Source organism: Pseudomonas sp. MYb2 (assembly GCF_002979955.1).
In the GTDB taxonomy this organism is placed as follows: Bacteria; Pseudomonadota; Gammaproteobacteria; order Pseudomonadales; family Pseudomonadaceae; genus Aquipseudomonas.
In genome coordinates, this window is record NZ_PCQC01000002.1 from 239,488 (window position 1) to 260,222 (window position 20,735).

Here is a 20,735-nt window from a genome sequence, read left to right on the forward strand (position 1 = left end):
ATCTCGATTCGGCCGAAGATCTAATGATCAACCCGATCCCCTGTGGGAGCGAGCCTGCTCGCGAAGGCGGCAGGTCAGACAACATTGATGTTGAATGTAACGGCCTCTTCGCGAGCAAGCGCGCTCCCACATTTGATCTCGGTTCGGCCGAAGATCGACTGATCAACTCAATCCCCGGTGGGAGCGAGCCTGCTCGCGAAGGCGTCAGGTCAGACACATTGATGTTGACTGTAAAGGCCTCTTCGCGAGCAGGCTCGCTCCCACAGGTATTGTGGTGTTTTTGAGATTGGGCTTATTGGGCGCCGAACATCGCGGTCCAGTAAATGCCGGCGCTGCTTTTCGGGTCGGTCGCGTAAGCGGCGCCGAGTTCCTGGTATTGCGGGTTCATCAGGTTGGCGCAGTGGCCAGGGCTGGCGAGCCAGCCTTCGACGACTTTGTGCACGGTGTCCTGGCCGGCGGCGATGTTTTCGCCGACCAGTTGGCCGCTGTAACCGGCCAGTTCCGCGCGATCGCCGGGGGTGCGGCCGTCGCGGTCCTTGTGGTCGAGGTAATTGTTGTTGGCCATGTCGCGGCTGTGATCCTGAGAGATCGAGCCCAGCGTCGCGTTCCAGGCCAACGGTGCAGCGGCAGCGAAAGCCTGACCACCACACTGACGCGCCTGACTTCGAGCAACGTTCAGTTCACTCAGCAGTTTCTGCCCCTCACTTTGCGCATCGCCCAATTTGGCCGACAGCAGCGGCCGCGCCAGCACAATGCGCCAGTCACGGTCGTCGCGGCTGACGCCGACATCGACAAACTGCGGATCGAGCACCACCTGACAGAAACTTTCCTGAATCGCTTTCATCGCCGACGCCGCATCACGCGGGCCGTTAAGGGTGATCGCTTGCACGTTCACCATCGGGTAACTGGCGCTGGCCATGGCTTGTTGCAGGTCGACAGCACCGCTGGCCCGCAGCCGTAGCCGTGGATCAGCCGACAACGGTGGCAGTTCATTCGACGCCTGCGAACCGCACCGCTGCGGTTGGCTGCGGTAGCTGTTGATCGATTCGATCAATTGCGACTCATCGCTGGCCAGCGCCGGGATAGCAAACACAACGCTGGCGGACAACGCGGCAAGACGCAAAACGGATGGCATGAAGCGCATGGAAATCTCCCTTGAGCTGAATGCGCCCATGATGCGCGAAACGACCCCGGTGAGTGCAATGTCTTTTTTCTTCATCCGGCCGGTTTTCTGCGCAACTTTGCCGATGGATTTGCCGTCTACACTCACCGAAGACCCCGGGAACCGGGCGTCTCCCCGACGTAACATCTTGCCCGACTCGGGCGCTGCCGGAAGAACAGACATGGGATTGAAAGGCTTGGCAGGTTGTCTCGTATTGACCTTGTTGGCAGGCTCCGCATGGGCCACCGATCAGGCCCCGATCAAAGCGAAGGCCGAAGAGAAAGCTCAAGTGCTGGAAGAGAAAGCGGCGGACAAAGTCAGCGCCGCGCCGGCGCCGAAAGCCGAAGCGATCACCCCGACCGAAGTGCAAGCGGTCGACCCGGCCGGCGCTGCACCACTGGACGATCCGATTACCTGTCTGGCGCGCAGTATCTATTGGGAAGCCAAAGGCAAAGACACCCCGGAAATGGAAGCCGTGGCCAGTGTGGTGATGAATCGCCTCGGTCACGAGGGCTTTCCCGACTCCGTGTGTGCTGTCGTCAAACAAGGTTCGGAAACCAGGAGCTGCCAGTTTTCCTGGTGGTGCGACGGCAAACCGGATCAGGTCAAGGAAGATGCCGAATACACGCTGGCCAAGGATATCGCCCGCAAAGCACTGAATCGCCAACTCAAGGATCGCACCAACGGCGCGCTGTATTTCCACGACCGCAACGTGCATCCGAGCTGGGCCAAGGAGTACCGCAAGACTGCCGAAACCGGGAAATTCCTCTTCTATAAACCGGCTGGCGGGGATGCGCGCTAGGCGCAGACTTCCCGCACGCAATCGCGCAACCAGCGATGCGCCGGGTCGGCATCCATGCGCGGATGCCAGAGCATCGACACGCTGATGTCCGGCATCGCGAAGGGCAGGGCGAAACTGTGCAGGCCCGTGCGCAGTTTGCTGGTGTGGCGCTGCGGGACCGTGGCGATCAAGTCGGATTCGCGCACCAGCGTCAGCGCCGCCGAGAATCCGCCGAATGAGGTGACGATATCCCGCGTCAGGCCGAGCGCGAGTAAGGCTTCGTCGACCGGGCCGCTGCTGCGTCCGCGTCGTGAAATGAGAATGTGCTCGCCGCCGGCAAAGCGCTTGCTGGTGACCTTCCCCGAACTCAAGGAGTGCCCCTCGCGCACCACACCGATCCACTGATCCCGAAACAGGATGCGGCTGTGCAGGGTCGGATCGGTCGTGTCGTCGACCACGCCGGTTTCCAGATCGACGCGGCCTTCGCGCAACGGCGTACTGTCCTTGTCGGCTTTTTGCACAAAGCGCAGACGTACGCCGGGCGCCTCTTGAGCGATGCGCGCAAGCAGGGCGGCGGCAAAGGTTTCGACAAAACCGTCGGTGTTGCGCAGGGTGAAGGTGCGTTGCAAGCGGCCAGGATCGAGGACCTCGGCCGGACGCAAAACCGCCTCGGCGTCCTGCACCAGATGACTGACTCGCTCGCGCAACTCCAATGCGCGCGGCGTTGGCACCAGGCCACGACCCGCCCGCACCAGCAACGGATCGCCAGTGGTTTCGCGCAGACGGGCGAGGGCACGGCTCATCGCCGACGGGCTCAGCCGCAGGCATTTGGCGGCGCGGGCGACGCTGCCTTCGCGTAGCAAGACGTCGAGGGTGATCAACAGGTTCAGATCCGGTGCCGTCATGACATGGCGTTCCATGCAGGTATTAAGTGCAAAGCATGCGTCTTGCGCCGTGTGTTGTCGAGCCTCAGGCTATGGCGGGTCATCTTTGCATTGTGAGCCCGCCATGCCCCAGGAATCCCTGAGCACTCCCGCCCGCTGGGCGCTGACCAGTCTGGCCCTGTCGATGTTGATGCCGTCGCTGGACACCAGCATCGCCAACGCCGGGTTGCCGATTCTCGCATCGGCGTTTGCGGCGACGTTTCAACAGGTGCAGTGGATCGTTCTGGCGTATTTGCTGGCGGTCACCACATTGATTGTCAGCGTCGGGCGTCTGGGTGATGGTGTGGGGCGACGGCGATTGCTGCTGATCGGGATCGGCATTTTCACCAGCGCTTCGTTGGCTTGCGCGCTGGCACCGGGACTGGGTTGGCTGATTGGCGCACGAGCGGTGCAAGGCGTTGGCGCGGCGATCATGTTCGCCTTGACCGTGGCGCTGGTGTCAGAAGCCGTGCCCGAATCGCGGGCGGGCAGTGCGATGGGGTTGCTGGCAACGATGTCGGCGACGGGCACCAGTCTCGGGCCGTCGCTGGGCGGGCTGTTGATGACGCATGTGGGCTGGCAGGCGATATTTTTGCTCAACGTACCGTTGGGCTTGCTGAATATCTGGTTGGTGTACCGTTTTCTGCCGGCGGACCGGGCAACAGGCCCGCGTGCTGCGTTCGATTACTCTGGCAGCGCAGTGTTGGTCTTGACGCTGGCGGCCTATGCGCTGGCGATGACGCTTGAAGGTTTGCTGTTACCGCTGCTGCTGGCCAGCCTGTGCGGCGCGGGATTGTTCATCGTCGTCGAGTTGAAGGCCAAGTCGCCGCTGATTCGTTTGTCGCTGTTCAGCGACGCGCGACTGAGCAGCAGTCTGGCGCTGACCTTACTGGTGACAACGGTGATGATGACCACGCTGGTGGTCGGGCCGTTTTACCTGCACCGGGGGTTGGGCCTCAGCAGCACGATGGTCGGCGTGGCGTTGTCGGTCGGGCCGTTGGTGTCTGCGTTGAGTGGAGTGCCGGCGGGACGTCTGGTGGATCGCTTCGGTGCGCACCGGATTGTGCCGGGCGCATTACTCGGCATGGCCGGCGGTTGCAGCTTGCTGGCGCTGCTGCCCATGAGCATGGGCCTGCCTGGGTACGTGCTGCCGATCATGGTGGTTGCTGTCAGCTACGCGCTGTTCCAGGCGGCCAACAACACCGGATTGATGGCCGGTGTCAGTCAGGATCAGCGTGGGGTGGTTTCGGCGATGCTCGGGCTGGCGCGCAACCTCGGGTTGATTACCGGTGCCGCGGTGATGGGCGCGGTGTTCGCGCTGGCGGCGGGCGATCCGACGCAAGCGCCGGCAACGGCGATTGCCAGCGGATTGCACATCACTTTTGGCATAGCGGTGGCGCTGATGCTCATGGCATTGATCATCAGCCGAGCGCAGTTCAACTGTAGGAGTGAGCCTGCTCGCGATAGCGAACTATCTGCCGACGAAGGTGTTGTAGGTGCTGGCCTCATCGCTGGCAAGCCAGCTCCCACAATGATCGGCGCTCAATCCAGGTCTCTGGCCAAACCAAAACCCTGTGGGAGCTGGCTTGCCAGCGATGACGGCGGAACAGTCGATCAAGATCATTGGCGGGCGGGGAAGTAGAGTTCGAAGCAGGTGATGCCATCCGCACTGCTGGCGCTGTAGCGGCCCTGATGCAACTGCATGATGGTTGCCACGATCGACAGGCCCAGCCCATTCGATTGCGCCGAACGCTCGCGGGACTGGTCAACGCGGTAGAAGCGTTCGAACAGTCGCGCCAAGTGTTCTGGGGCAATGGTTGTGCCCTGATTGCGTACCCGCAGGTAGGCGCCATCCGGTTCGGCAATCGCCTCCACCTGCACCGTCGAATCCGCCGCGCCATACTTGATCGCATTCGCGCACAAATTGGCCAGTGCCCGGCGCAGCAGCATCGGCTCGGCCCAGATCACTCCGCTGCCGCGTGCCTCGATACTCACGCCGACATCCGCCGCCAGCCCTTCAAAATAATCGGCAATGCGCTGCATCTCATCTGCAGCATCCAGCTCCTGGCGCTGGCTCAAGGCACTGGCCGGGTCGGTGCGGGCGAGAAACAGCATGTTGTCGAGCATCCGTGTCAGGCGTTCGAGCTCCTCGACGTTGGAGGCGAGCAACTGTTGATAGGCCTCGCTGCTGCGATTCTGCTGCAGCGCGACCTGGGTTTCGCCGAGCAGGTTGTTGATCGGTGTGCGCAATTCGTGGGCCATGTCGGTGGACACCTGACTCAGTTGCGCAAAACCCTTGGCGAGCCGATCGAGCATGGCATTGAACGCCTCGATCATCGGCTGTAATTCTCGCGGCGCACCGCTGCTGGCAAGGCGTTCGCCAAGGTTGCCGACACCAATGCCATGAGCGTGCTTCGCCAGTCGCCGCAACGGCAGCAAACCGCGATACACCAGCAGGCAACCCACCAGCGCCAGCAACAGTGCCGCCAGCGAGGCGAGGCCATAAACGCTCAAACGGTAATTGGCGAGCATCGCCGTACGCTCGCTCATCAGGCGCCCGGTGGTGACTTGCAGGTTGCCCAGTTCGCCGGAATCGATCCGCGCCGCCACCGCCGAAAACGGCACGCCGTCGACGCTTGACAGGTGCTGTACGTCGTTGAGCGTCATCGCATGGTCGATCGGCACCGCCGGCAACGTCGGTGTCTTCAGGTTGCCCGGGTTGACCACCAGCAGCGGCGGTTGCCCTGGCGCGCCGATGGTCAGCAGCGCTTCGCGATTGCCGAGCATGTTCTGGAACAACGCCGGTTTGTTCTTGATCAGCTCCAGGGTGTTGCTGTCATTGAGAAAGGTGCGCAACTGATCGACGCGGCTGACCAGCGCAGTGTCATCACGGCGGATCAGCTGTTGCTCCAGTTCGTTGTACAGCGCGGCACCGAGGCCGGCCAGCGAGGCGAACGCGAGCAGGGCGAACGCCAGCGCCAGACGAAGGGTCAGCGAATGCGGGCGTTGGGCACTCATGGCTGCGTATCGAAGCGGTAGCCGATACCGCGCACGCTGTGGATCAGCTTGAGCTGGAACGGATCATCGATTTTCGCCCGCAGACGACGCACGGCGACATCGACCACGTTAGTGTCGCTGTCGAAATTCATGTCCCACACCCGCGACGCGATCAGCGAGCGCGCCAGCACTTGCCCGGTATGCGTGGCGAACAACTGCAGCAACGCGAACTCCTTGTTGGTCAGGGTGATGCGCACCCCGGCGCGGGTCACGCGGCGTTTGAGCACGTCAATCTGCAGGTCGGCCACTTGCAGTTGTTCATCTTCATGAATCGGCCCGCGCCGGGTCAGGGTACGCAGGCGCGCCACCAGTTCGGCAAAGGAGAACGGCTTGATCAGGTAATCGTCGGCGCCCAGTTCGAGGCCTTTGACGCGGTCGGCGATGTCGTCGCGGGCGGTGAGGAACAGCACCGGCGTGTCGGCTTCCTTGCGCAGCCGGCGCAAGACTTCCCAGCCATCCATTTTCGGCATCATCACATCCAGCACGATCACGTCGAAGCTGTGTTCCAGCGCCAGGTGCAGACCGTCGGCACCGTCGCGGGCGAGGCTGACGCTGTAACCCAGTTCCTGCAAACCGTTGAGCAGGTAATTGCCGGCCTTGGGCTCGTCTTCGACAACCAGAATATTCATCGATCAGTCTCAATGGTCATTGATGCAGCCGCTGCCTTGTACCTGATAGTCCAGCACATGTTCGCGGCCCTGATGGTCGAGATAATTCAATTGCGCCGGCACCACGCCGCACGCTTGTGAAATATCGGTGCTGGACAGGACTTTGTCGACATCCAGATTGACGTAGAAGCCGGATTTGTCATGAATCACTGCGGTGTCGGGCATGTTCGCGGCGAACGCGCTGCCGGTGGCGAGGAGGGCGGTGAAGGCGAGCAGGAGGGTTTTCATGGTCAGTCACTCAGTGGTCGGAGTTGATCGGCATTGGCGCCGGGACAACTTCAGGCTACCGAGCGATCCGCACGGCAAACCGACAGCTGAATGACAAAGTTGTAATGAAACGTGGGGCTGACAGAGATCAATTGTAGGAGTGAGCCTGCTCGCGATAGCGGTGTATCAGTCAGCATCTGTGCTGGGTAAGACACCGCTATCGCGAGCAGGCTCACTCCTACAGGGGTTTGCGGCGTTCTTTTTAGCTTGCGTGGGTACTGAGAGTGCTCGCCACCTGCTGCGGCTGGCAGTTGAGGTACGGCGACGATTTCAGCCAGCGCTGATCCGGGTACCAGGAAAACATGAACTGGCCATTCTTCAGACGATCAATCACCTGTTTGGCAATCTGTGGCCGAACCGCCGGGCAGCCCTGGCTGCGGCCGATGCGCCCCTGTTTCTTGCTCCACAGCGGATTCACGTAACTGGCGGCATGAATGACGATGGCGCGATCGCGAGCCATGTCATTGAAGCCTGGCTCCAGACCGTCCATGCGCAACGAATAGCCGTGGGCGCCGCTGTAACTTTCCTGGGTGCGGAACAAGCCGAGACTGGATTGATAACTGCCTTCACGGTTGGAGAACTGCGTGGCGAAGTTTTCCCCGGAGTTGGAACCGTGGGCGACCAGATCGCGTAGAACCAACTTCTGCTTGCTCAGGTCGAAAATCCACAAGCGGCGCTCAGTGGACGGTTGCGAGTAATCGATAATCGCCAGGTGGCGGGACGGTTTCGCACCGTTGTTGACCGCACATTGCATGGCGTTCAGAGCACCTTTCAGCGCTTGGGGATTGAGTTCTGGCGCGGCGTGCGCGAGGCTGTTGTAGAGAATCGGCGATGGCTTGCCGGTGGCAAAAGCTGGACTGGACACGGCGACGAGGGTCGCAGTGGTCAGCAGAAGTCGGCGCAAAAACGTCAACATTTATAAAGTGTCCTCACTTGCTACTTATTTGGCACTTTGGCTCCTGACTCCCAGTCGTTACCGGCAAGCCCGTTGATCGAGCCTGACTGTTCAGCGCACCTGATGTAAGGTTGACCGTCATCTGGACGGCCATGGATTGGAGTAAAGCAGTTGTTCAAAAAGTACGCATGCTACTTGAGCATTTGCCTGATCGCTGCGCCGTTTGTCGCTTGTGCCGATGAGCCGCTGCCGCCCTTGCAGACGCTGCCGACGCCACCGGCCGAAATGCCCGTCGAGCCGCAAAGTCCGTTGCAGGCGGTGTTGATCAGCCTGCCCCAGGCTTGCCCGGCGATTGGCACGCAGCTTAACGGCCCGGCGCTGACGCAGCTGCAAGCGTTCTATGAGCAGCAGGACTGGATGCCGGTGTGGGCGAGCGAAACTGCACGATTGCCGGCTTTGCACACGCAATTGCAGCTGTTGGCCGACGATGGCCTCAATCCGAAACGCTACCCGGTCGCCGCCGTCCCCCCGCAGGACGGTGAGTTGTGCGCCGACATCGAGATCAGTCGCTACTACCTTCAAGCCTTGCAGGATTTGCATTACGGCCGTCTGTTGCAATCGCACTTCGAACCGCTGTGGCATGCCGACACGAACCCCCGCGACCGTCAGGCGGAATTGTTGGCCATTGCCGTGCCGGGCATGCATGACATTGCAGCAGCGTTCGATCTGGCGCGCCCGCGTCTGGCGCAATATCAAAACCTGCGTCAGCTGTACGCCGCGCAACGCCAGAAGGCCCTGCCGCAATGGCAGTCGGTAGGCGACGGCCCGTTGCTGCGTCCCTCAATGGAAGACAAACGCGTGCCGCAACTGGCTCAGCGCTTGTTCAACGAAGGTTACCTGACCCACGCCATCGGCACGCCGGACAACGCCTACAGTGGGGTGCTGGTGGACGCGGTGAAAAGTTTTCAGGTCAATCATTCGTTGCAGGCCGATGGGGTGGTCGGGCCGGGGACGATTGCCGAACTCAATATCAGCCCGCTGATCCGCCGCGAACAGTTGCGGGTCAATCTCGAACGCTTCCGCTGGATGGCCCAGGACATGGAGCCGGACGGCTTGCTGGTCAACGTTGCCGCTGCCGAATTGAGCCTCTATCAAGGCGGTCAGGTGGTGTGGCAGACCCGCACCCAGGTCGGTCGCGCCGAGCGCCAGACACCCTTGCTCAAATCCCGCGTCACGCGCCTGACCTTGAATCCGACCTGGACCGTGCCGCCGACCATCTGGAAAGAAGACAAGCTGCCAGCGATCCGTAAGGATCAGACTTTCCTCAGTCGCCAGAACTTGCAGGTGCTCGACGCCAACGGTCAACCGATCGCGGCGGCAGACGTCGATTGGGAGAACCCCGGCAACATCCTTCTGCGCCAGGACGCCGGGCCGCGAAATCCGCTGGGGCAAATGGTCATTCGCTTCCCCAATCCGTTCTCGGTGTACCTGCATGACACGCCGAGCAAGGCACTGTTCGACAAAGGCCCACGGGCGTTCAGCTCCGGTTGCGTGCGGGTCGAGCATCCGATGCAACTGCGCGACCTGCTGCTCAGTCCGGCAGAAAAGGCCCGCACTGAAACACTGTTGGCGACGGGCACCACGCATGAATTCCGCTTGTCGGCACCGGTGCCGATCCTGATGACCTACTGGACTGCGCAAGTCGGCAGCGATGGCCATGTACGCTATGCGCCCGATATCTATAGCCGCGACAGCGCGCTGCTGGCGGGACTCGACCGGGCGCACTGAACCTCAGCGCTGGTGGCGCTGCCAGAAGCGACGGGCCAGCGCCGCATCAAGGCTGAGACGACCTGCCCCGGCGAACACCAGCGGCAACAGTGCAACCAGATAGATCGCTGGCAGCTTGAAGTTGCCGAAACCCTTGTTGGTGATGGCGTAACCCTGCGCCAGTTCACTGAGGCTCGACCAGTCTGCCGGCCAGTGCACGGCGGCGGTGGCAACAATGGTTACCACGATCAGCGAAAGGGCAAAAATGCGTGTGCCGAAACCGAGCAGAATCGCCAGCGCACCGATCAACTCCACCCACATCGCCAGCTCCCAGTTCAGCGTCGCCGGCAGGTGATCGAAGGGAAACGGAAATTTGTCCTGAATATCATCGAACCAGTTCTGGCCATTGAGTTTTTCCACGCCTGACTCGAAAAACTCCCAGGCGATGAACAGCCGCAGGGTCAACGGCGCGAGCCAGAGTCCGGCGCGGTCGAGGTGCAGGTGCAGGGTTTTGAGGGTGATCATATGAGTTCTCCGGTGCGAGGGGGGAAGTGCTTCGACCGGGGTATTTCAGCGCTGGGGTGTATCCAGGTTGTGTCGTCGGCGGTTGGCTTTTCGGGCCCGGTGTGTCTGCGTGGACGCCATATACATTGCGATACACGCCATCCCCGCTCCCACAGTGATGTGTGATCCAGCGCGCTTGCGCAGCGTCTAGCCCCAGTGTCCCCGCGATCCCATGGGGCGAGACTTCGGAACCCGGCATGCAAGCGCTGTTGAACGAGATCCTTGACGCTGTCCGGCCCTTGATCGGGCAGGGCAAAGTGGCTGATTACATTCCTGCCCTCGGCACCGTGCCGGCCAATCAACTGGGCATCGCCGTGTACGGCAACGACGGCGAGATGTACTGCGCCGGTGACGCCGAGACGCCGTTCTCGGTGCAGAGTATTTCCAAGGTGTTCAGCCTGGTACAGGCCATCGATCATTCCGGTGAGGCGATTTGGGAGCGCCTCGGTCACGAACCATCCGGTCAGCCGTTCAACTCGCTGGTGCAGCTGGAGTTCGAGCGCGGTCGGCCGCGCAATCCATTCATCAACGCTGGCGCGCTGGTGATTTGCGATATCAACCAATCACGCTTCGCCGCGCCGACCCTGTCGATGCGCGATTTTGTGCGGCGCCTGTCGGGCAACCCGCAAATCATGATCGACGGCAAAGTCGCCGACTCCGAATACCAGCACCGCGCGCGCAACGCGGCGATGGCGTACCTGATGCAGTCGTTCGGCAATTTCCACAATGACGTCGAGGCGGTGTTGCGCAGTTACTTCAGTCACTGTGCATTGCGGATGAATTGCATCGACCTGGCGCGGGCCTTCTGTTTTTTGGCCAACGACGGTTATTGCAAGCACAGCGGCGAGCAGGTTCTGGCGCGGCGTCAGACCCAGCAGGTCAACTCGATCATGGCCACCAGCGGGCTGTATGACGAGGCGGGCAACTTTGCCTACCGCGTCGGGCTGCCGGGCAAGAGCGGCGTCGGTGGCGGGATCGTTGCGGTAGTGCCGGGGCAGTTCACCGTGTGCGTGTGGTCGCCGGAATTGAATGCCGCCGGCAATTCGCTGGCGGGAATGGCCGCACTGGAGATGCTTAGCGCGCGGATTGGCTGGTCGGTCTTCTGACCCGATCCGCCAAACACCACAAACCCTGTGGGAGCTGGCTTGCCAGCGATGAGGTCCTGTCAGTCACAATAAATTTGACTGAACCACCGCTATCGCTGGCAAGCCAGCTCCCACAGGTTTCTTTAGTGTTTGAAGAGGTGTATTCCATCGAGTAATCCGCTACATTTTCCGGCCGCCCTTTGCATGGTGAATCCGCTTCATGTCTCTTGCACTCGAACGTCTCGTCGCTGGCACGCCGATCCCTTTCGCCGGTAACCGCGTCACGCTGGTCAGCCCCGAACTGGCCGCGCGTTTTCAGCCCGGTGACCACCTTCTGGTGGAGCAGGTGAGTGGCGAGTTGTTGTTGATTCCCGTGGCTGATCAACAAGCCGCGGCGGTGGCAATCGAACGTGCTGCTACTGCGTTTACCGCGTTGTCGGCGGTCTCGGATGAGGCGATCAGCCAGTTCTTCGACTTGTTTGCACAACGCCTCGAAACCCCGGATTGCTGGGCGCACATTGAAACCGCCAACCGCGCCGATATCGAGCGGGCCAAGGCGCGCGGTCGCTCGACCACCCGTCTGCTCGCCGATGAGCGCATGCGCCGTGACATGATCGCCGGCCTGCGCGCCTGGCGTGATGCCGCGCCAACCCGGGGCAAAATCATCAGCAGCGTCGAACACGATGGCTGGAAGGTCGAGCAAGTCGTCTCGCCGTTGGGCATCGTTGCTTTTGTCTTCGAAGGACGGCCGAATGTGTTTGCCGACGCTGCCGGCGTCCTGCGCACCGGCAACACGGCGGTGTTGCGCATTGGCAGCGATGCCTTGGGCACCGCGCAAGCCATCGTCACTCACGCCTTGAACCCGGCGCTGGCCGATGCCGGTTTACCGGTCGGTGCGGTGTCGTTGGTGGAAAGCGTCAATCATGCGGCCGGCTGGGCGATGTTCGCTGACCGCCGTTTGTCGTTGGCGGTGGCGCGCGGTTCGGGGCGAGCGGTCAGTCAATTGGGCAGCATTGCCCAGCAGGCCGGCACCGCTGTCAGCCTGCATGGCACGGGCGGGGCGTGGCTGATTGCTGATCGTGCTGCCGATGCAGCGCGCTTTGCGGCGGTAGTACGTAACTCGCTGGATCGTAAAGTCTGCAACACCCTCAACGTGTGTCTGATCCAGCGTGATCGCGCGGCGGAACTGGTGCCGTTGTTTCTTGATGCGCTGCAACAGGCCGGTACTGCGCGTGGCCAGAGCTGCAAATTGCACATCGTCGAGGGCAGTGAACGTTATTTGCCAACGGAGTGGCAGAGCGCGACGGTCGAGGTTTATCGCGCCGAGGGTTATCAGACCGAAGCGTTGGCTGAGCCATTGGCGGAAACCGAGTTGGGTCGGGAATGGGAATGGGAGGAGACCCCCGAAGTCAGTCTGATGATCGTTGACGATCTGGATCAGGCGATTGCGCTCTTCAATCGCTACAGCCCGCAGTTCACTGTGTCGCTGATCAGTGAAGATGCAGCCGTACAAGAACGTTTCTACAACGCGGTGAATGCGCCGTTCGTGGGCAACGGCATTACCCGTTGGGTCGATGGGCAGTATGCGTTGAACAAGCCGGAGCTGGGTCTTTCGAACTGGGAGAGCGGGCGCTTGTTTGCGCGCAGTGCGATTCTTTCGGGGGATGGCGTGTTCACTGTGCGCAGCCGCATGACCCAGATCGATCTCACAGTAAAACGCTGATCTGGCGGACAGTGATCGTTCCCACGCTCCAGCGTGGGAACGATCAGTTGCTCAGGCCGCGTGGGTGGCCTGTGCGTGGATCGCGCAAGTCGCCGGTTGCTCGGCCAGCGGCACAAACGTGCGGCGGTCCGAGGACAGCGCATCGACCGAGCCGGTCTCGATGTCATACACCCAGCCGTGCAGGTTCAGCAGGCCTTTCTCCTGAGCCAGACGCACGCTCGGGTGGGTCTGAATATTCGCCAGTTGCGCAATCACGTTCTCGCGCACCATCGAACTCAATTTCGCCGCGTCACTGGCATGCGTTCGCGCTTCATTCACCACTTTCGCCGACTCGGCATGCTGCAGCCAACCGCTGACGGCGGGCAGATGATCCATGCATTTGCACTGGGCGATTGCGGTCATCGCGCCACAGTCCGAATGGCCGCAAATCACAATATCCGTCACGCCAAGCACCGCCACCGCGTATTCCACCGTCGCCGAAACCCCGCCCGGATGCGGGCTGTAGGACGGCACGATATTGCCGGCGTTACGGATCACGAACAGTTCGCCGGGTTCTTGTTGGGTCAGCAATTCGGGCACTACACGGCTGTCGGAACAGGTAATGAACAGCGTTCCTGGCTGTTGCGTGGTTGCCAGGTGTTTGAACAGTTCGGTGCGTTGCGGGAACGCTTCGTTCTGGAATTTCAGGAAGCCATCAATCAGGTTTTTCATGGTCTTGTCCTCTTAGTTCGAGCAACCGCTGCCGAATTCGCTGTATTGAAGAATGTGTTTGCCGCCGAGGCTGTCCAGATACGTCATCTCCACCGGCACCACGCCACACACATCGGCTACCGGGGTAATGCTCAGCACTTGGGCGATATCCAGTGGCATGCCGTAGCGGTAGGCGACGGCTTCGTCAGCGGCAAATGCCTGGACGGAAAAGCCGCCGAGCAGGGCCAGGATCAACAGAATTTTTTGCATGGGGCAGCCTCCAGATGTGTTTGGTGACGGGTAGCCATTTGGGGTGTGTTGGCCCGCACGCAGGGTGCGGGCCGGTGCGGATCAGAACGGACGCAGGGGCAGGAACTTGCCGTCGAGGGTGACCACGGCGCGGGAGCCGCCTTCCGGGTCTTCGACTTTCTTGATGTCCAGTTTGAAGTTGATCGCGCTGATGATGCCGTCGCCGAACTGCTCGTGAACCAGTGCCTTGAGCGTGGTGCCGTAGATCTGGATCATCTCGTGGAAGCGGTAGATGGTCGGGTCGGTCGGTACCCCACTGAGGCTGCCACGCAGGGGGATGATCTGCATTGCCGCGACATCGTCGGCGGCCAGTTCGAGCTTGTCGCCGACCACTTGGGCGGCATTTTCCGGCAGTGGGTGCTGGCCGAGCAGGGCGGCGGTGACGTACGCCAGGCTCAGGCCGGTGCCGTCGGCGAGATCCTGCCACGACAGATCTTTGCGTGCCTTGGCGTCGAGAACGCGGGTAGTCAGGGCCAGGCTGGTGTCGTTATAGGCGTGGGACTGTTGCATGGTGTCACTCCTTTCAGGGTTGGCTTGCTGTGTGGGAGCAATCTTCTGCCGATTGATCTATAGCGTCCAAGATCGATATACAATACTTCGCATAAGTTCTGCCTATAGATGGTGTGCCCCATGCTGCTGCGACATTTGCGTTATCTGCTGGCCGTTGCCGATCACGGCGGCTTCACCCGTGCCGCCGAGGCGCTGCACGTGTCGCAGCCGACCCTGTCGCAACAGATCCGCCAACTGGAAGAGTCTCTCGGTGTGAATCTGTTTGATCGCACCTCACGCACAGTCAAACCCACCGATGCCGGCGAGGCTTACATCGAGTGCGCGCGGCGGGTGCTGGTGGAGCTGGAAGCGGGTAAACGCGCGCTGCATGACGTCAAGGATCTGTCTCGCGGGACGTTGCGCCTGGCGATGACACCGACGTTCATGGCCTACCTGGTCGGGCCGTTGGTGCGCGATTTCGCGGCGCGGTATCCGGGAATCCATCTGCAGGTTTTTGAATTGTCGATGGACGACATCGAGGCGGGGCTGGCGGATGACTCGCTGGATGTTGCGATTGCGTTTACACCGGTGCGTAACCCGGAGATCGAATGCATTCCAGCGTTCACCGAACGCTTGGGGATCATGGTCGGGCGTGAGCATCCGCTGTATGACAGCCGCTCAGTACTGACGCCGGATGACATCGCCCAACTGGATTTCGCCTTGTTGGCGCCGGACTTCATTACGCGGTTATCGATTGATGAGTATTTCCGTCAGCACGGGATTACACCGCAGGTGCGGATCGAGGTGAACTCGGTGAGTACGTTGCTGGAGGTGGTGCGTCATTCGCCAATGGCGACGATGTTGCCGCAGGCAATTGCCACCGAGGATCGGGCGTTGCGCCGGTTGCGGGTAGAGAGCGAGGCGCCGCAGCGAGGGGCGGCGTTGTTGCGGCGGCGCAATAATTATCACAGTGCGGCGGCGGTGGCGTTTGTGGAGTTGGTGTTGGACATGGGAAGCCCCTCACCCTAACCCTCTCCCACAGGGAGAGGGGACTGACCGAGGTGTTTGTGCGATCTACGCCGACTTGGGAAACCTGAGTCGAACTCCGGTTCTGAAAGCACCATAAATCGGCTCCCTCTCCCTCGGGAGAGGGCTGGGGTGAGGGGCTACAATTCCAGTCACGCCAAATCAATGCAAGCGAACAAAAAAAGGCCTGCTTCCGTTAAGGAAGCAGGCCTTTCAATTATTTAATGACTAACTCAGCAGAACCGATCAATCACCCGAACACCGTTGTGGTTCTGCATCGAGTCCCACGCCTGTTTCAGCGTTTGCAGAACATTACCGATGAAGTCCTTGTCGGCCGCAGCCTTCTTGCCAACATAACCGTGGCCGCGACGGTACATCTTCAGGCGGGCCAGCAAGTTCTGATGGTTGCGGTCGAATTCGTCTTCGTCAGCATGGGTCGCCAGGCAGTCGATATGCACCTGCCCCGACTTGCTGATCCACAGAATATGGCTGTCGTGGCTGTCTTTCTGCGCAGCGAACATACGAGCCAGTTCTTCGATAGTGGGTTGATTGTTCAGATTCATGATATTGCCCCTTGACCAGTCTGGTGATCTTTCAAAGTTGATTCGCTAATACAGGTAGCCCATCGGTTAGTTGATCCCTGGCACCGAAACCAGGACGTCAGCGCTCGCCCGTGGAAAGTACGGGGTCGTGCATCTGTTGCATGTAGTCGTGTTGAATAACTGCTACGCAATAGCGTCACAACGAGGAGAAGCAGCGAAAACCGGGAGGCTCCTTGACGACATTTACCGTGTCGACCACAAGCGTCTTGAGAATTTTCGCCAGCGCTTCTCGTCCTTGTACTGGACGTTCAGGCCAGGTCAGCTTCTTCAATCTGCCTTGTGGGCAGCGTGTATCCGGAAAAAACAACTCGGCGGTCAGACGAGTTTGCTCAAGCATGTTGCCAGTGTTCCCGATCGGGGAACGTCTTCATCATGCAAAAGCAAAACGACGCCGTCAACGGTTTTGTAGTGATTATTTTTGAGCACTACATATTGTCGGACAAAGCTGTTCTGGAATGAGAAAAGATCCGTTCAGGCAACGGAAAAAGGCGTGCGCAGGACGTAGAAGGAGCACGGATAACTGTCCACTTCGCGCTGCTGCAGGGTGAATTCGCCGCCGCTGATTTGCGGAATCAGCCCGGCCCAGAAGCGCTGTGCCGGCAGGTTGGCGTCGATATGAAAAATTTGCCATCGACCGGGGATGCGGCTCAAGAGGGCAGAGACGACAAACTGCGCGACACCTTGGCCACGAAAGCGTCGCGCTATGAAAAAGTAGCCGATGTTGTGTTCGGCACCAGGGATATGGATTTCGTTATCGACGCTCACGAAGCCGGCCAGTTCGCCGTCGACCTGAATCAGAAATGGTTGGGTGGCCGGGTGGCGCCAGTAGTCGGTTTTCGGCTGGATGGAGAAGAAGCCATGTGAAGCGAGCTTCAGCGGCAGCCATTCGCTGAAGTCGTGCATGTAGAACTGCATAAGGTTTTCGATGATTTCCAGCTCATCGCGCTGAGCGGGGTGCAGTTCGATATTGGCCATGCGCCGGATTCCTGAAAGTGCTGAGCCTTGCAGAAACAGTAGCGGGTTTTATTTGCCTGCCGCTTTCGGCGCGCGTTTGGTTGTACCTGTGGTTTTGCTGCGGGTCGATGATTTGCGTTTCTTCTTCCAGGGGGCCGCCGCTTTACCGGCCGGTGGCGGGCCGCTGATGGTCAGGCTGAGGCTGGAGCAGCGCGTCACTTGCTTGCTCATCCACGCCGCTTGTTTGGTGACGAATTCTTCCAGACTCATTTCGCCGCTTTGCACCATGTCCAGCGCCTGTTCCCAGATCGCCGTGGTGCCGGGGTCGGCGATCGCGCGTGGCACGGCGTCGATCAGGCTGAACGCGGCCGGGGTGGCGGCGAGGGCCTTGCCGTTTTTCACCAGATAGCCACGATCCAGCAACCCCTGAATGATCGACGCGCGGGTGGCCTCGGTGCCGATACCGGTGGTGTCCTTGAGTTTCTGTTTGAGCAGTGGATCCTCGACCAGTTTGGCGACGTTCTTCATCGCCTTGATCAGATCACCCTCGGTGTAGGGTTTCGGTGGTTGCGTCCACAGATCCTTGAGTCTCACAGACGCGATGGCGCATTCGACACCCTGGCTCAGGGCCGGCAAGGTTTGTGGCGCGGGTGCCTCGCGGCCCTTTGCCGCCGCCAGTGCTTCGGGCAATGCGCGTTTCCAGCCCGGTTCGATGATCTGCTTGCCGACTGCGCGTAAGGCTTCACCGGCACAATCGAAATCAGCCTGGGTGCGATCGTATTCGTGACTGGGCAGAAACTGCGCCAGATAGCGTGCGCGAATCAAGGTGTAGACCGCGCGGTGTTTGCCGGTCAGGCGTTCAAGATTTTTCGCCGCTGCGGTGGGGATGATGCCGTGGTGGGCGCTGACCTTGGCGTCGTTCCATGCGCGAGACTTGCGCTGCGGTTCGAGAAAGCCTTGCAATGCTTGAAGGCCCGGATCGGCCTGACGCAACGCGGCGAGAATCCCCGGCGCCTCACTGTGCTGGCTCAGCGGCAAGTAGCCGCAATCACTGCGCGGGTAAGTGATGACCTTGTAGGTTTCATAGAGCGCCTGGGCGATGTCGAGGGTTTCCTGCGCGCCGATGCCGAGCTTCTTCGAGCAGACTTCCTGCAAGGTGCCGAGATCGAAGGGCAGGGGCGCCACTTCACGCATGCGCTCGGTTTTCAGCTTGACCACCCGGGCACTGGCAGCGCTATTGATCGCAGCCGCCGCTTGCTGGGCCAACGCCTGGTTCAGGCAGCGCTCCTGATCATCACAGACATCCGACGGCGCCCGCCACTGTGCGGTAAACGGAATGCCGTTGTGCAGCAGATCGACATCGATAGCCCAGAATGGCACCGGCACGAAATCGGCGATGCTGCGGTCGCGGTCCACCACCAGGCGCAACGTCGGCGTCTGTACGCGGCCTACCGGCAACACCCCTTGATAACCCGATTGCCGACCGAGCAGCGTGAACAGCCGACTCATGTTCATGCCGATCAGCCAGTCCGCCCGCGAGCGGCCCAGCGCCGAGTGATACAGGCTGAAGGTTTCGGCCCCCGGTTTCAGCGCGGCCAAGGCTTTGCGGATCGAGGCTTCGTCCAGCGCCGACAGCCACAAGCGGCGGATCGGCCCGCGATAACGGCAATGCTCGACCAGTTCCCGGGCAATCATCTCGCCCTCACGGTCGGCGTCGGTGGCGATGATCAGTTCGCTGGCCTCGCCGAGCAGGCGCTTCACCGCTTTGTACTGGCTGGCGGTGCGTGGCTTGACGGTCATTTTCCATTTGTCCGGAATGATCGGCAGGTCGGCCAGCACCCAGCGCTTGTAACGGGCGTCGTAGGCATCCGGCGGGGCGGTTTCGAGCAAGTGGCCGATGCACCAGGTGACTGTGACATCCGTTCCCAGCCAGCAGCCGTCGCCCCGGCGCTTGGCACCGAGCACGGCCGCAATGTCTTTGGCCTGGGAGGGTTTTTCACAGAGGTACAGCCGCATATCCACCATCGTCGATCAAGGTCTGAACAGGTGCACAGAATGGCCGGAGTTGGCGCTCGGAGCAACTTTTATCTGTATGGATATACAGATAAAAAGATTGCCGCAAGTGACGGTAAAAACCGGGACGCAGCACCGCACTATCGAGAAATTGATTAGCGCCAGGGGTCTGCGCCGTGTCAGCTTCGGCGCGTTTGCAACGCGAGTGACAGGACGATCTCGCCAGTAGATCGCCGTGGTCTGTCGGACACTGACTACCCAGAAACAAGGACGTAAACCATGCTTCAAACCTCCTTCAACACCAGCACTGCCTTTACCGAAGTCGACACGTTCAGCCATCTGTACGACCGTGGCGGCGATGCGCTGGTCAACGGTAAACCATCGTTCACCGCCGACCAGGCCGCCGATGAAATCCTGCGCAAGGGCCTGTCGTGGGGCGACAAGAACGCTGACGGCAAGATCGACCTCAGCTACAACTTCCTCAGCGAGAAACCGGCGAACTACAACGTCAAACTGGGCAATTTCAGCGAATTCAGCGCTCAGCAGAAGGCACAAGCCGTGCTCGCGATGCAATCCTGGGCTGATGTTGCCAACGTCACCTTCAGTGAAGGCAAGGGCGGCGATGGTCACATGACCTTCGGCAACTACGACGTCAGCACCGGTGGCGCAGCGTTCGCGTATCTGCCGAGCGGCGGTGGCTATGACGGTCAGTCGTGGTACCTGATCAACGATCAATATCAGGTCAACAAGACCCCGGACACCAACAACTACGGGCGTCAGACCCTGACCCACGAAATCGGCCACACCCTCGGTCTGTCGCACCCGGGCGCGTACAACGCCGGTAACGGCAACCCGACCTACAACGACGCCAAGTACGCTGAAGACACGCGCGGCTACAGCCTGATGAGTTACTGGAGCGAAGCCAACACCGACCAGAACTTCAGCAAGGACGGCAGCGGCGCCTACGCTTCGGCGCCATTGCTGGACGATATCGTCGCGGTGCAAAAGCTGTATGGCGCCAACTACGCGACCCGCGCCGATGACACTACGTACGGCTTCAACTCCAATGCCGAGCGCGATTTCTACAGCGCCTCTTCGGCGTCCTCCAAAGTGGTTTTCTCGGTGTGGGATGGCGGCGGTAACGACACGCTGGATTTCTCCGGCTTCAGTCAGAACCAGAAGATCAACCTCAACGAAGGTTCGTTCTCCGATGTCGGCGGTCTGGTGGGCAACGTGTCCATTGCTTACGGTGTGACCGTGGAGAATGCGGTGGGCGGTGCGGGCAATGACCTGCTGATCGGCAACGCCGCCGTCAACGAACTGGTCGGCGGTGCCGGTAACGACATCATTTACGGGGGAGGCGGTGGCGATACCTTGTGGGGCGGTGCAGGCGCAGACACCTTCGTGTTCGGTGCCGCCAGCGATTCGACCATGACCGCGCCGGACTGGATCATGGATTTCACCAGCGGCCTGGACAAGATCGACCTGTCGGGCATTGCCGGTTTCGCCACGGGGGCGGCGTCGCTGAACTTCGTCAGCGGCTTCACCGGGCATGCGGGCGATGCGATCCTGACCTACTTCGCGCAGACCAATCAGACCAGCCTGATGGTGGACCTGACGGGGCAGGGTTCGGTGGATTTTGCCGTGGGTGTGGTGGGGCAAGCGGTGGCGACTGATATCGTTGCGTGATGCCTTAAGAGCGGCCCTCACCCTAACCCTCTCCCAGAGGTAGAGGGGACTGACCGAGTTGTCTGGCGAAA

The 20,735-nt window shown here is 60.7% G+C and carries 21 protein-coding genes; 7 read left to right on the forward strand and 14 right to left on the reverse strand.

Translation table 11 applies throughout. The features are described 5' to 3' along the window. Window positions 1-292: 292 nt before the first annotated feature. Window positions 293-1,144: a CAP domain-containing protein gene (locus tag CQ009_RS03960; protein ID WP_064389455.1), complete on the reverse strand. Its 852-nt coding sequence runs from the start codon at window positions 1,142-1,144 to the stop codon at window positions 293-295. Between the two features lie 199 nt (window positions 1,145-1,343). On the opposite strand from CQ009_RS03960, the gene CQ009_RS03965 reads away from it, so the two are divergent. Beyond that, a complete protein-coding gene (locus CQ009_RS03965) occupies window positions 1,344-1,964 on the forward strand; it encodes a cell wall hydrolase (protein ID WP_105704938.1) in 621 nt (206 codons plus the stop codon). On the opposite strand, the gene CQ009_RS03970 is transcribed toward CQ009_RS03965, so the two are convergent. Then, the gene (locus CQ009_RS03970) at window positions 1,961-2,848 is read right to left on the reverse strand and encodes a LysR family transcriptional regulator (RefSeq protein WP_064389343.1); all 888 of its coding nucleotides are present in this window, start codon (window positions 2,846-2,848) and stop codon (window positions 1,961-1,963) included. The two genes, CQ009_RS03965 and CQ009_RS03970, sit on opposite strands and share 4 nt — an antisense overlap. A gap of 103 nt (window positions 2,849-2,951) precedes the next feature. On the opposite strand from CQ009_RS03970, the gene CQ009_RS03975 reads away from it, so the two are divergent. Continuing rightward, a complete protein-coding gene (locus CQ009_RS03975; protein WP_256585370.1) occupies window positions 2,952-4,508 on the forward strand; it encodes an MFS transporter in 1,557 nt (518 codons plus the stop codon). On the opposite strand, the gene CQ009_RS03980 is transcribed toward CQ009_RS03975, so the two are convergent. The 4 genes from CQ009_RS03980 to CQ009_RS03995 form a co-directional block, all read right to left on the reverse strand. After that, window positions 4,487-5,884, reverse strand: coding sequence for a heavy metal sensor histidine kinase (locus CQ009_RS03980; protein WP_105704939.1), 1,398 nt, complete (start codon window positions 5,882-5,884; stop codon window positions 4,487-4,489). The two genes, CQ009_RS03975 and CQ009_RS03980, sit on opposite strands and share 22 nt — an antisense overlap. Then, window positions 5,881-6,552 (reverse strand): heavy metal response regulator transcription factor, encoded by a 672-nt coding sequence (locus tag CQ009_RS03985; protein WP_016985270.1) that lies wholly within the window; start codon window positions 6,550-6,552, stop codon window positions 5,881-5,883. Before CQ009_RS03985 ends, CQ009_RS03980 begins: the two co-directional genes overlap by 4 nt. A gap of 9 nt (window positions 6,553-6,561) precedes the next feature. After that, window positions 6,562-6,819 carry a DUF2790 domain-containing protein gene (locus CQ009_RS03990; RefSeq protein WP_064389346.1) on the reverse strand — a complete coding sequence of 86 codons (258 nt, stop codon included), beginning with the start codon at window positions 6,817-6,819 and terminating at the stop codon, window positions 6,562-6,564. Between the two features lie 241 nt (window positions 6,820-7,060). Beyond that, window positions 7,061-7,774, reverse strand: a complete 714-nt coding sequence (locus CQ009_RS03995) for a murein L,D-transpeptidase catalytic domain family protein (RefSeq protein ID WP_105704940.1) — start codon at window positions 7,772-7,774, stop codon at window positions 7,061-7,063. Between the two features lie 150 nt (window positions 7,775-7,924). Here CQ009_RS03995 and CQ009_RS04000 point away from each other — a divergent pair, with 150 nt between their 5' ends. Beyond that, on the forward strand, window positions 7,925-9,541 hold the full coding sequence (locus CQ009_RS04000; protein WP_105704941.1) for a murein L,D-transpeptidase: 1,617 nt from the start codon (window positions 7,925-7,927) through the stop codon (window positions 9,539-9,541). Window positions 9,542-9,544: 3 nt separating this feature from the next. On the opposite strand, the gene CQ009_RS04005 is transcribed toward CQ009_RS04000, so the two are convergent. Continuing rightward, complete coding sequence (locus tag CQ009_RS04005) at window positions 9,545-10,045, reverse strand: DoxX family protein (RefSeq protein WP_105704942.1); 501 nt, start codon at window positions 10,043-10,045, stop codon at window positions 9,545-9,547. A gap of 236 nt (window positions 10,046-10,281) precedes the next feature. Between CQ009_RS04005 and glsB the strand changes: the two genes are divergently transcribed. Beyond that, the gene (glsB, locus tag CQ009_RS04010; protein WP_064389350.1) at window positions 10,282-11,190 is read left to right on the forward strand and encodes a glutaminase B; all 909 of its coding nucleotides are present in this window, start codon (window positions 10,282-10,284) and stop codon (window positions 11,188-11,190) included. A gap of 199 nt (window positions 11,191-11,389) precedes the next feature. Continuing rightward, the gene (locus tag CQ009_RS04015) at window positions 11,390-12,892 is read left to right on the forward strand and encodes an aldehyde dehydrogenase family protein (protein WP_105704943.1); all 1,503 of its coding nucleotides are present in this window, start codon (window positions 11,390-11,392) and stop codon (window positions 12,890-12,892) included. Window positions 12,893-12,943: 51 nt separating this feature from the next. On the opposite strand, the gene CQ009_RS04020 is transcribed toward CQ009_RS04015, so the two are convergent. The 3 genes from CQ009_RS04020 to cynS all read right to left on the reverse strand — a co-directional run bounded on the left by CQ009_RS04020 (window position 12,944) and on the right by cynS (window position 14,401). Further along, entirely contained in the window at window positions 12,944-13,603 is a 660-nt protein-coding gene (locus CQ009_RS04020; RefSeq protein WP_105704944.1) for a carbonic anhydrase, read from the reverse strand. 12 nt (window positions 13,604-13,615) lie between these two features. After that, entirely contained in the window at window positions 13,616-13,852 is a 237-nt protein-coding gene (locus CQ009_RS04025; RefSeq protein ID WP_064389353.1) for a DUF2790 domain-containing protein, read from the reverse strand. An 81-nt stretch (window positions 13,853-13,933) separates the two neighbouring features. Further along, the gene (gene cynS / locus CQ009_RS04030) at window positions 13,934-14,401 is read right to left on the reverse strand and encodes a cyanase (RefSeq protein WP_105704945.1); all 468 of its coding nucleotides are present in this window, start codon (window positions 14,399-14,401) and stop codon (window positions 13,934-13,936) included. Between the two features lie 120 nt (window positions 14,402-14,521). Here cynS and cynR point away from each other — a divergent pair, with 120 nt between their 5' ends. Further along, a complete protein-coding gene (gene cynR / locus CQ009_RS04035) occupies window positions 14,522-15,409 on the forward strand; it encodes a transcriptional regulator CynR (RefSeq protein ID WP_064389355.1) in 888 nt (295 codons plus the stop codon). Window positions 15,410-15,639: 230 nt separating this feature from the next. Here cynR and CQ009_RS04040 read toward each other — a convergent pair whose 3' ends face one another. The 4 genes from CQ009_RS04040 to CQ009_RS04050 all read right to left on the reverse strand — a co-directional run bounded on the left by CQ009_RS04040 (window position 15,640) and on the right by CQ009_RS04050 (window position 18,978). Next, a complete protein-coding gene (locus CQ009_RS04040; RefSeq protein ID WP_105704946.1) occupies window positions 15,640-15,969 on the reverse strand; it encodes a hypothetical protein in 330 nt (109 codons plus the stop codon). A gap of 175 nt (window positions 15,970-16,144) precedes the next feature. Continuing rightward, window positions 16,145-16,345 carry a hypothetical protein gene (locus CQ009_RS29915; RefSeq protein WP_158260938.1) on the reverse strand — a complete coding sequence of 67 codons (201 nt, stop codon included), beginning with the start codon at window positions 16,343-16,345 and terminating at the stop codon, window positions 16,145-16,147. Between the two features lie 134 nt (window positions 16,346-16,479). Next, a complete protein-coding gene (locus tag CQ009_RS04045) occupies window positions 16,480-16,983 on the reverse strand; it encodes a GNAT family N-acetyltransferase (protein ID WP_105704947.1) in 504 nt (167 codons plus the stop codon). A gap of 48 nt (window positions 16,984-17,031) precedes the next feature. Then, entirely contained in the window at window positions 17,032-18,978 is a 1,947-nt protein-coding gene (locus CQ009_RS04050; RefSeq protein ID WP_105705068.1) for a DNA topoisomerase III, read from the reverse strand. 276 nt (window positions 18,979-19,254) lie between these two features. Here CQ009_RS04050 and CQ009_RS04055 point away from each other — a divergent pair, with 276 nt between their 5' ends. Then, window positions 19,255-20,664 carry a serralysin family metalloprotease gene (locus CQ009_RS04055; RefSeq protein WP_105704948.1) on the forward strand — a complete coding sequence of 470 codons (1,410 nt, stop codon included), beginning with the start codon at window positions 19,255-19,257 and terminating at the stop codon, window positions 20,662-20,664. Window positions 20,665-20,735 lie beyond the last annotated feature (71 nt).

What these genes read in the sequence shown, in the direction of transcription:
- CQ009_RS03975 (WP_256585370.1), top strand. Translation starts at nt 2,952, where the DNA reads ATGCCCCAGGAATCCCTGAGCACTCCCGCCCGCTGGGCGCTGACCAGT.
- CQ009_RS04055 (WP_105704948.1), top strand. Translation starts at nt 19,255, where the DNA reads ATGCTTCAAACCTCCTTCAACACCAGCACTGCCTTTACCGAAGTCGAC.
- CQ009_RS29915 (WP_158260938.1), bottom strand. Translation starts at nt 16,345, where the DNA reads ATGCTTGAGCAAACTCGTCTGACCGCCGAGTTGTTTTTTCCGGATACA.
- CQ009_RS03990 (WP_064389346.1), bottom strand. Translation starts at nt 6,819, where the DNA reads ATGAAAACCCTCCTGCTCGCCTTCACCGCCCTCCTCGCCACCGGCAGC.
- CQ009_RS04015 (WP_105704943.1), top strand. Translation starts at nt 11,390, where the DNA reads ATGTCTCTTGCACTCGAACGTCTCGTCGCTGGCACGCCGATCCCTTTC.
- CQ009_RS04025 (WP_064389353.1), bottom strand. Translation starts at nt 13,852, where the DNA reads ATGCAAAAAATTCTGTTGATCCTGGCCCTGCTCGGCGGCTTTTCCGTC.
- CQ009_RS03960 (WP_064389455.1), bottom strand. Translation starts at nt 1,144, where the DNA reads ATGCGCTTCATGCCATCCGTTTTGCGTCTTGCCGCGTTGTCCGCCAGC.
- CQ009_RS04040 (WP_105704946.1), bottom strand. Translation starts at nt 15,969, where the DNA reads ATGAATCTGAACAATCAACCCACTATCGAAGAACTGGCTCGTATGTTC.
- CQ009_RS03965 (WP_105704938.1), top strand. Translation starts at nt 1,344, where the DNA reads ATGGGATTGAAAGGCTTGGCAGGTTGTCTCGTATTGACCTTGTTGGCA.
- CQ009_RS04045 (WP_105704947.1), bottom strand. Translation starts at nt 16,983, where the DNA reads ATGGCCAATATCGAACTGCACCCCGCTCAGCGCGATGAGCTGGAAATC.
- CQ009_RS04050 (WP_105705068.1), bottom strand. Translation starts at nt 18,978, where the DNA reads ATGCGGCTGTACCTCTGTGAAAAACCCTCCCAGGCCAAAGACATTGCG.
- CQ009_RS04020 (WP_105704944.1), bottom strand. Translation starts at nt 13,603, where the DNA reads ATGAAAAACCTGATTGATGGCTTCCTGAAATTCCAGAACGAAGCGTTC.
- CQ009_RS03980 (WP_105704939.1), bottom strand. Translation starts at nt 5,884, where the DNA reads ATGAGTGCCCAACGCCCGCATTCGCTGACCCTTCGTCTGGCGCTGGCG.
- cynS (WP_105704945.1), bottom strand. Translation starts at nt 14,401, where the DNA reads ATGCAACAGTCCCACGCCTATAACGACACCAGCCTGGCCCTGACTACC.
- CQ009_RS03970 (WP_064389343.1), bottom strand. Translation starts at nt 2,848, where the DNA reads ATGACGGCACCGGATCTGAACCTGTTGATCACCCTCGACGTCTTGCTA.
- glsB (WP_064389350.1), top strand. Translation starts at nt 10,282, where the DNA reads ATGCAAGCGCTGTTGAACGAGATCCTTGACGCTGTCCGGCCCTTGATC.
- cynR (WP_064389355.1), top strand. Translation starts at nt 14,522, where the DNA reads ATGCTGCTGCGACATTTGCGTTATCTGCTGGCCGTTGCCGATCACGGC.
- CQ009_RS03995 (WP_105704940.1), bottom strand. Translation starts at nt 7,774, where the DNA reads ATGTTGACGTTTTTGCGCCGACTTCTGCTGACCACTGCGACCCTCGTC.
- CQ009_RS04005 (WP_105704942.1), bottom strand. Translation starts at nt 10,045, where the DNA reads ATGATCACCCTCAAAACCCTGCACCTGCACCTCGACCGCGCCGGACTC.
- CQ009_RS03985 (WP_016985270.1), bottom strand. Translation starts at nt 6,552, where the DNA reads ATGAATATTCTGGTTGTCGAAGACGAGCCCAAGGCCGGCAATTACCTG.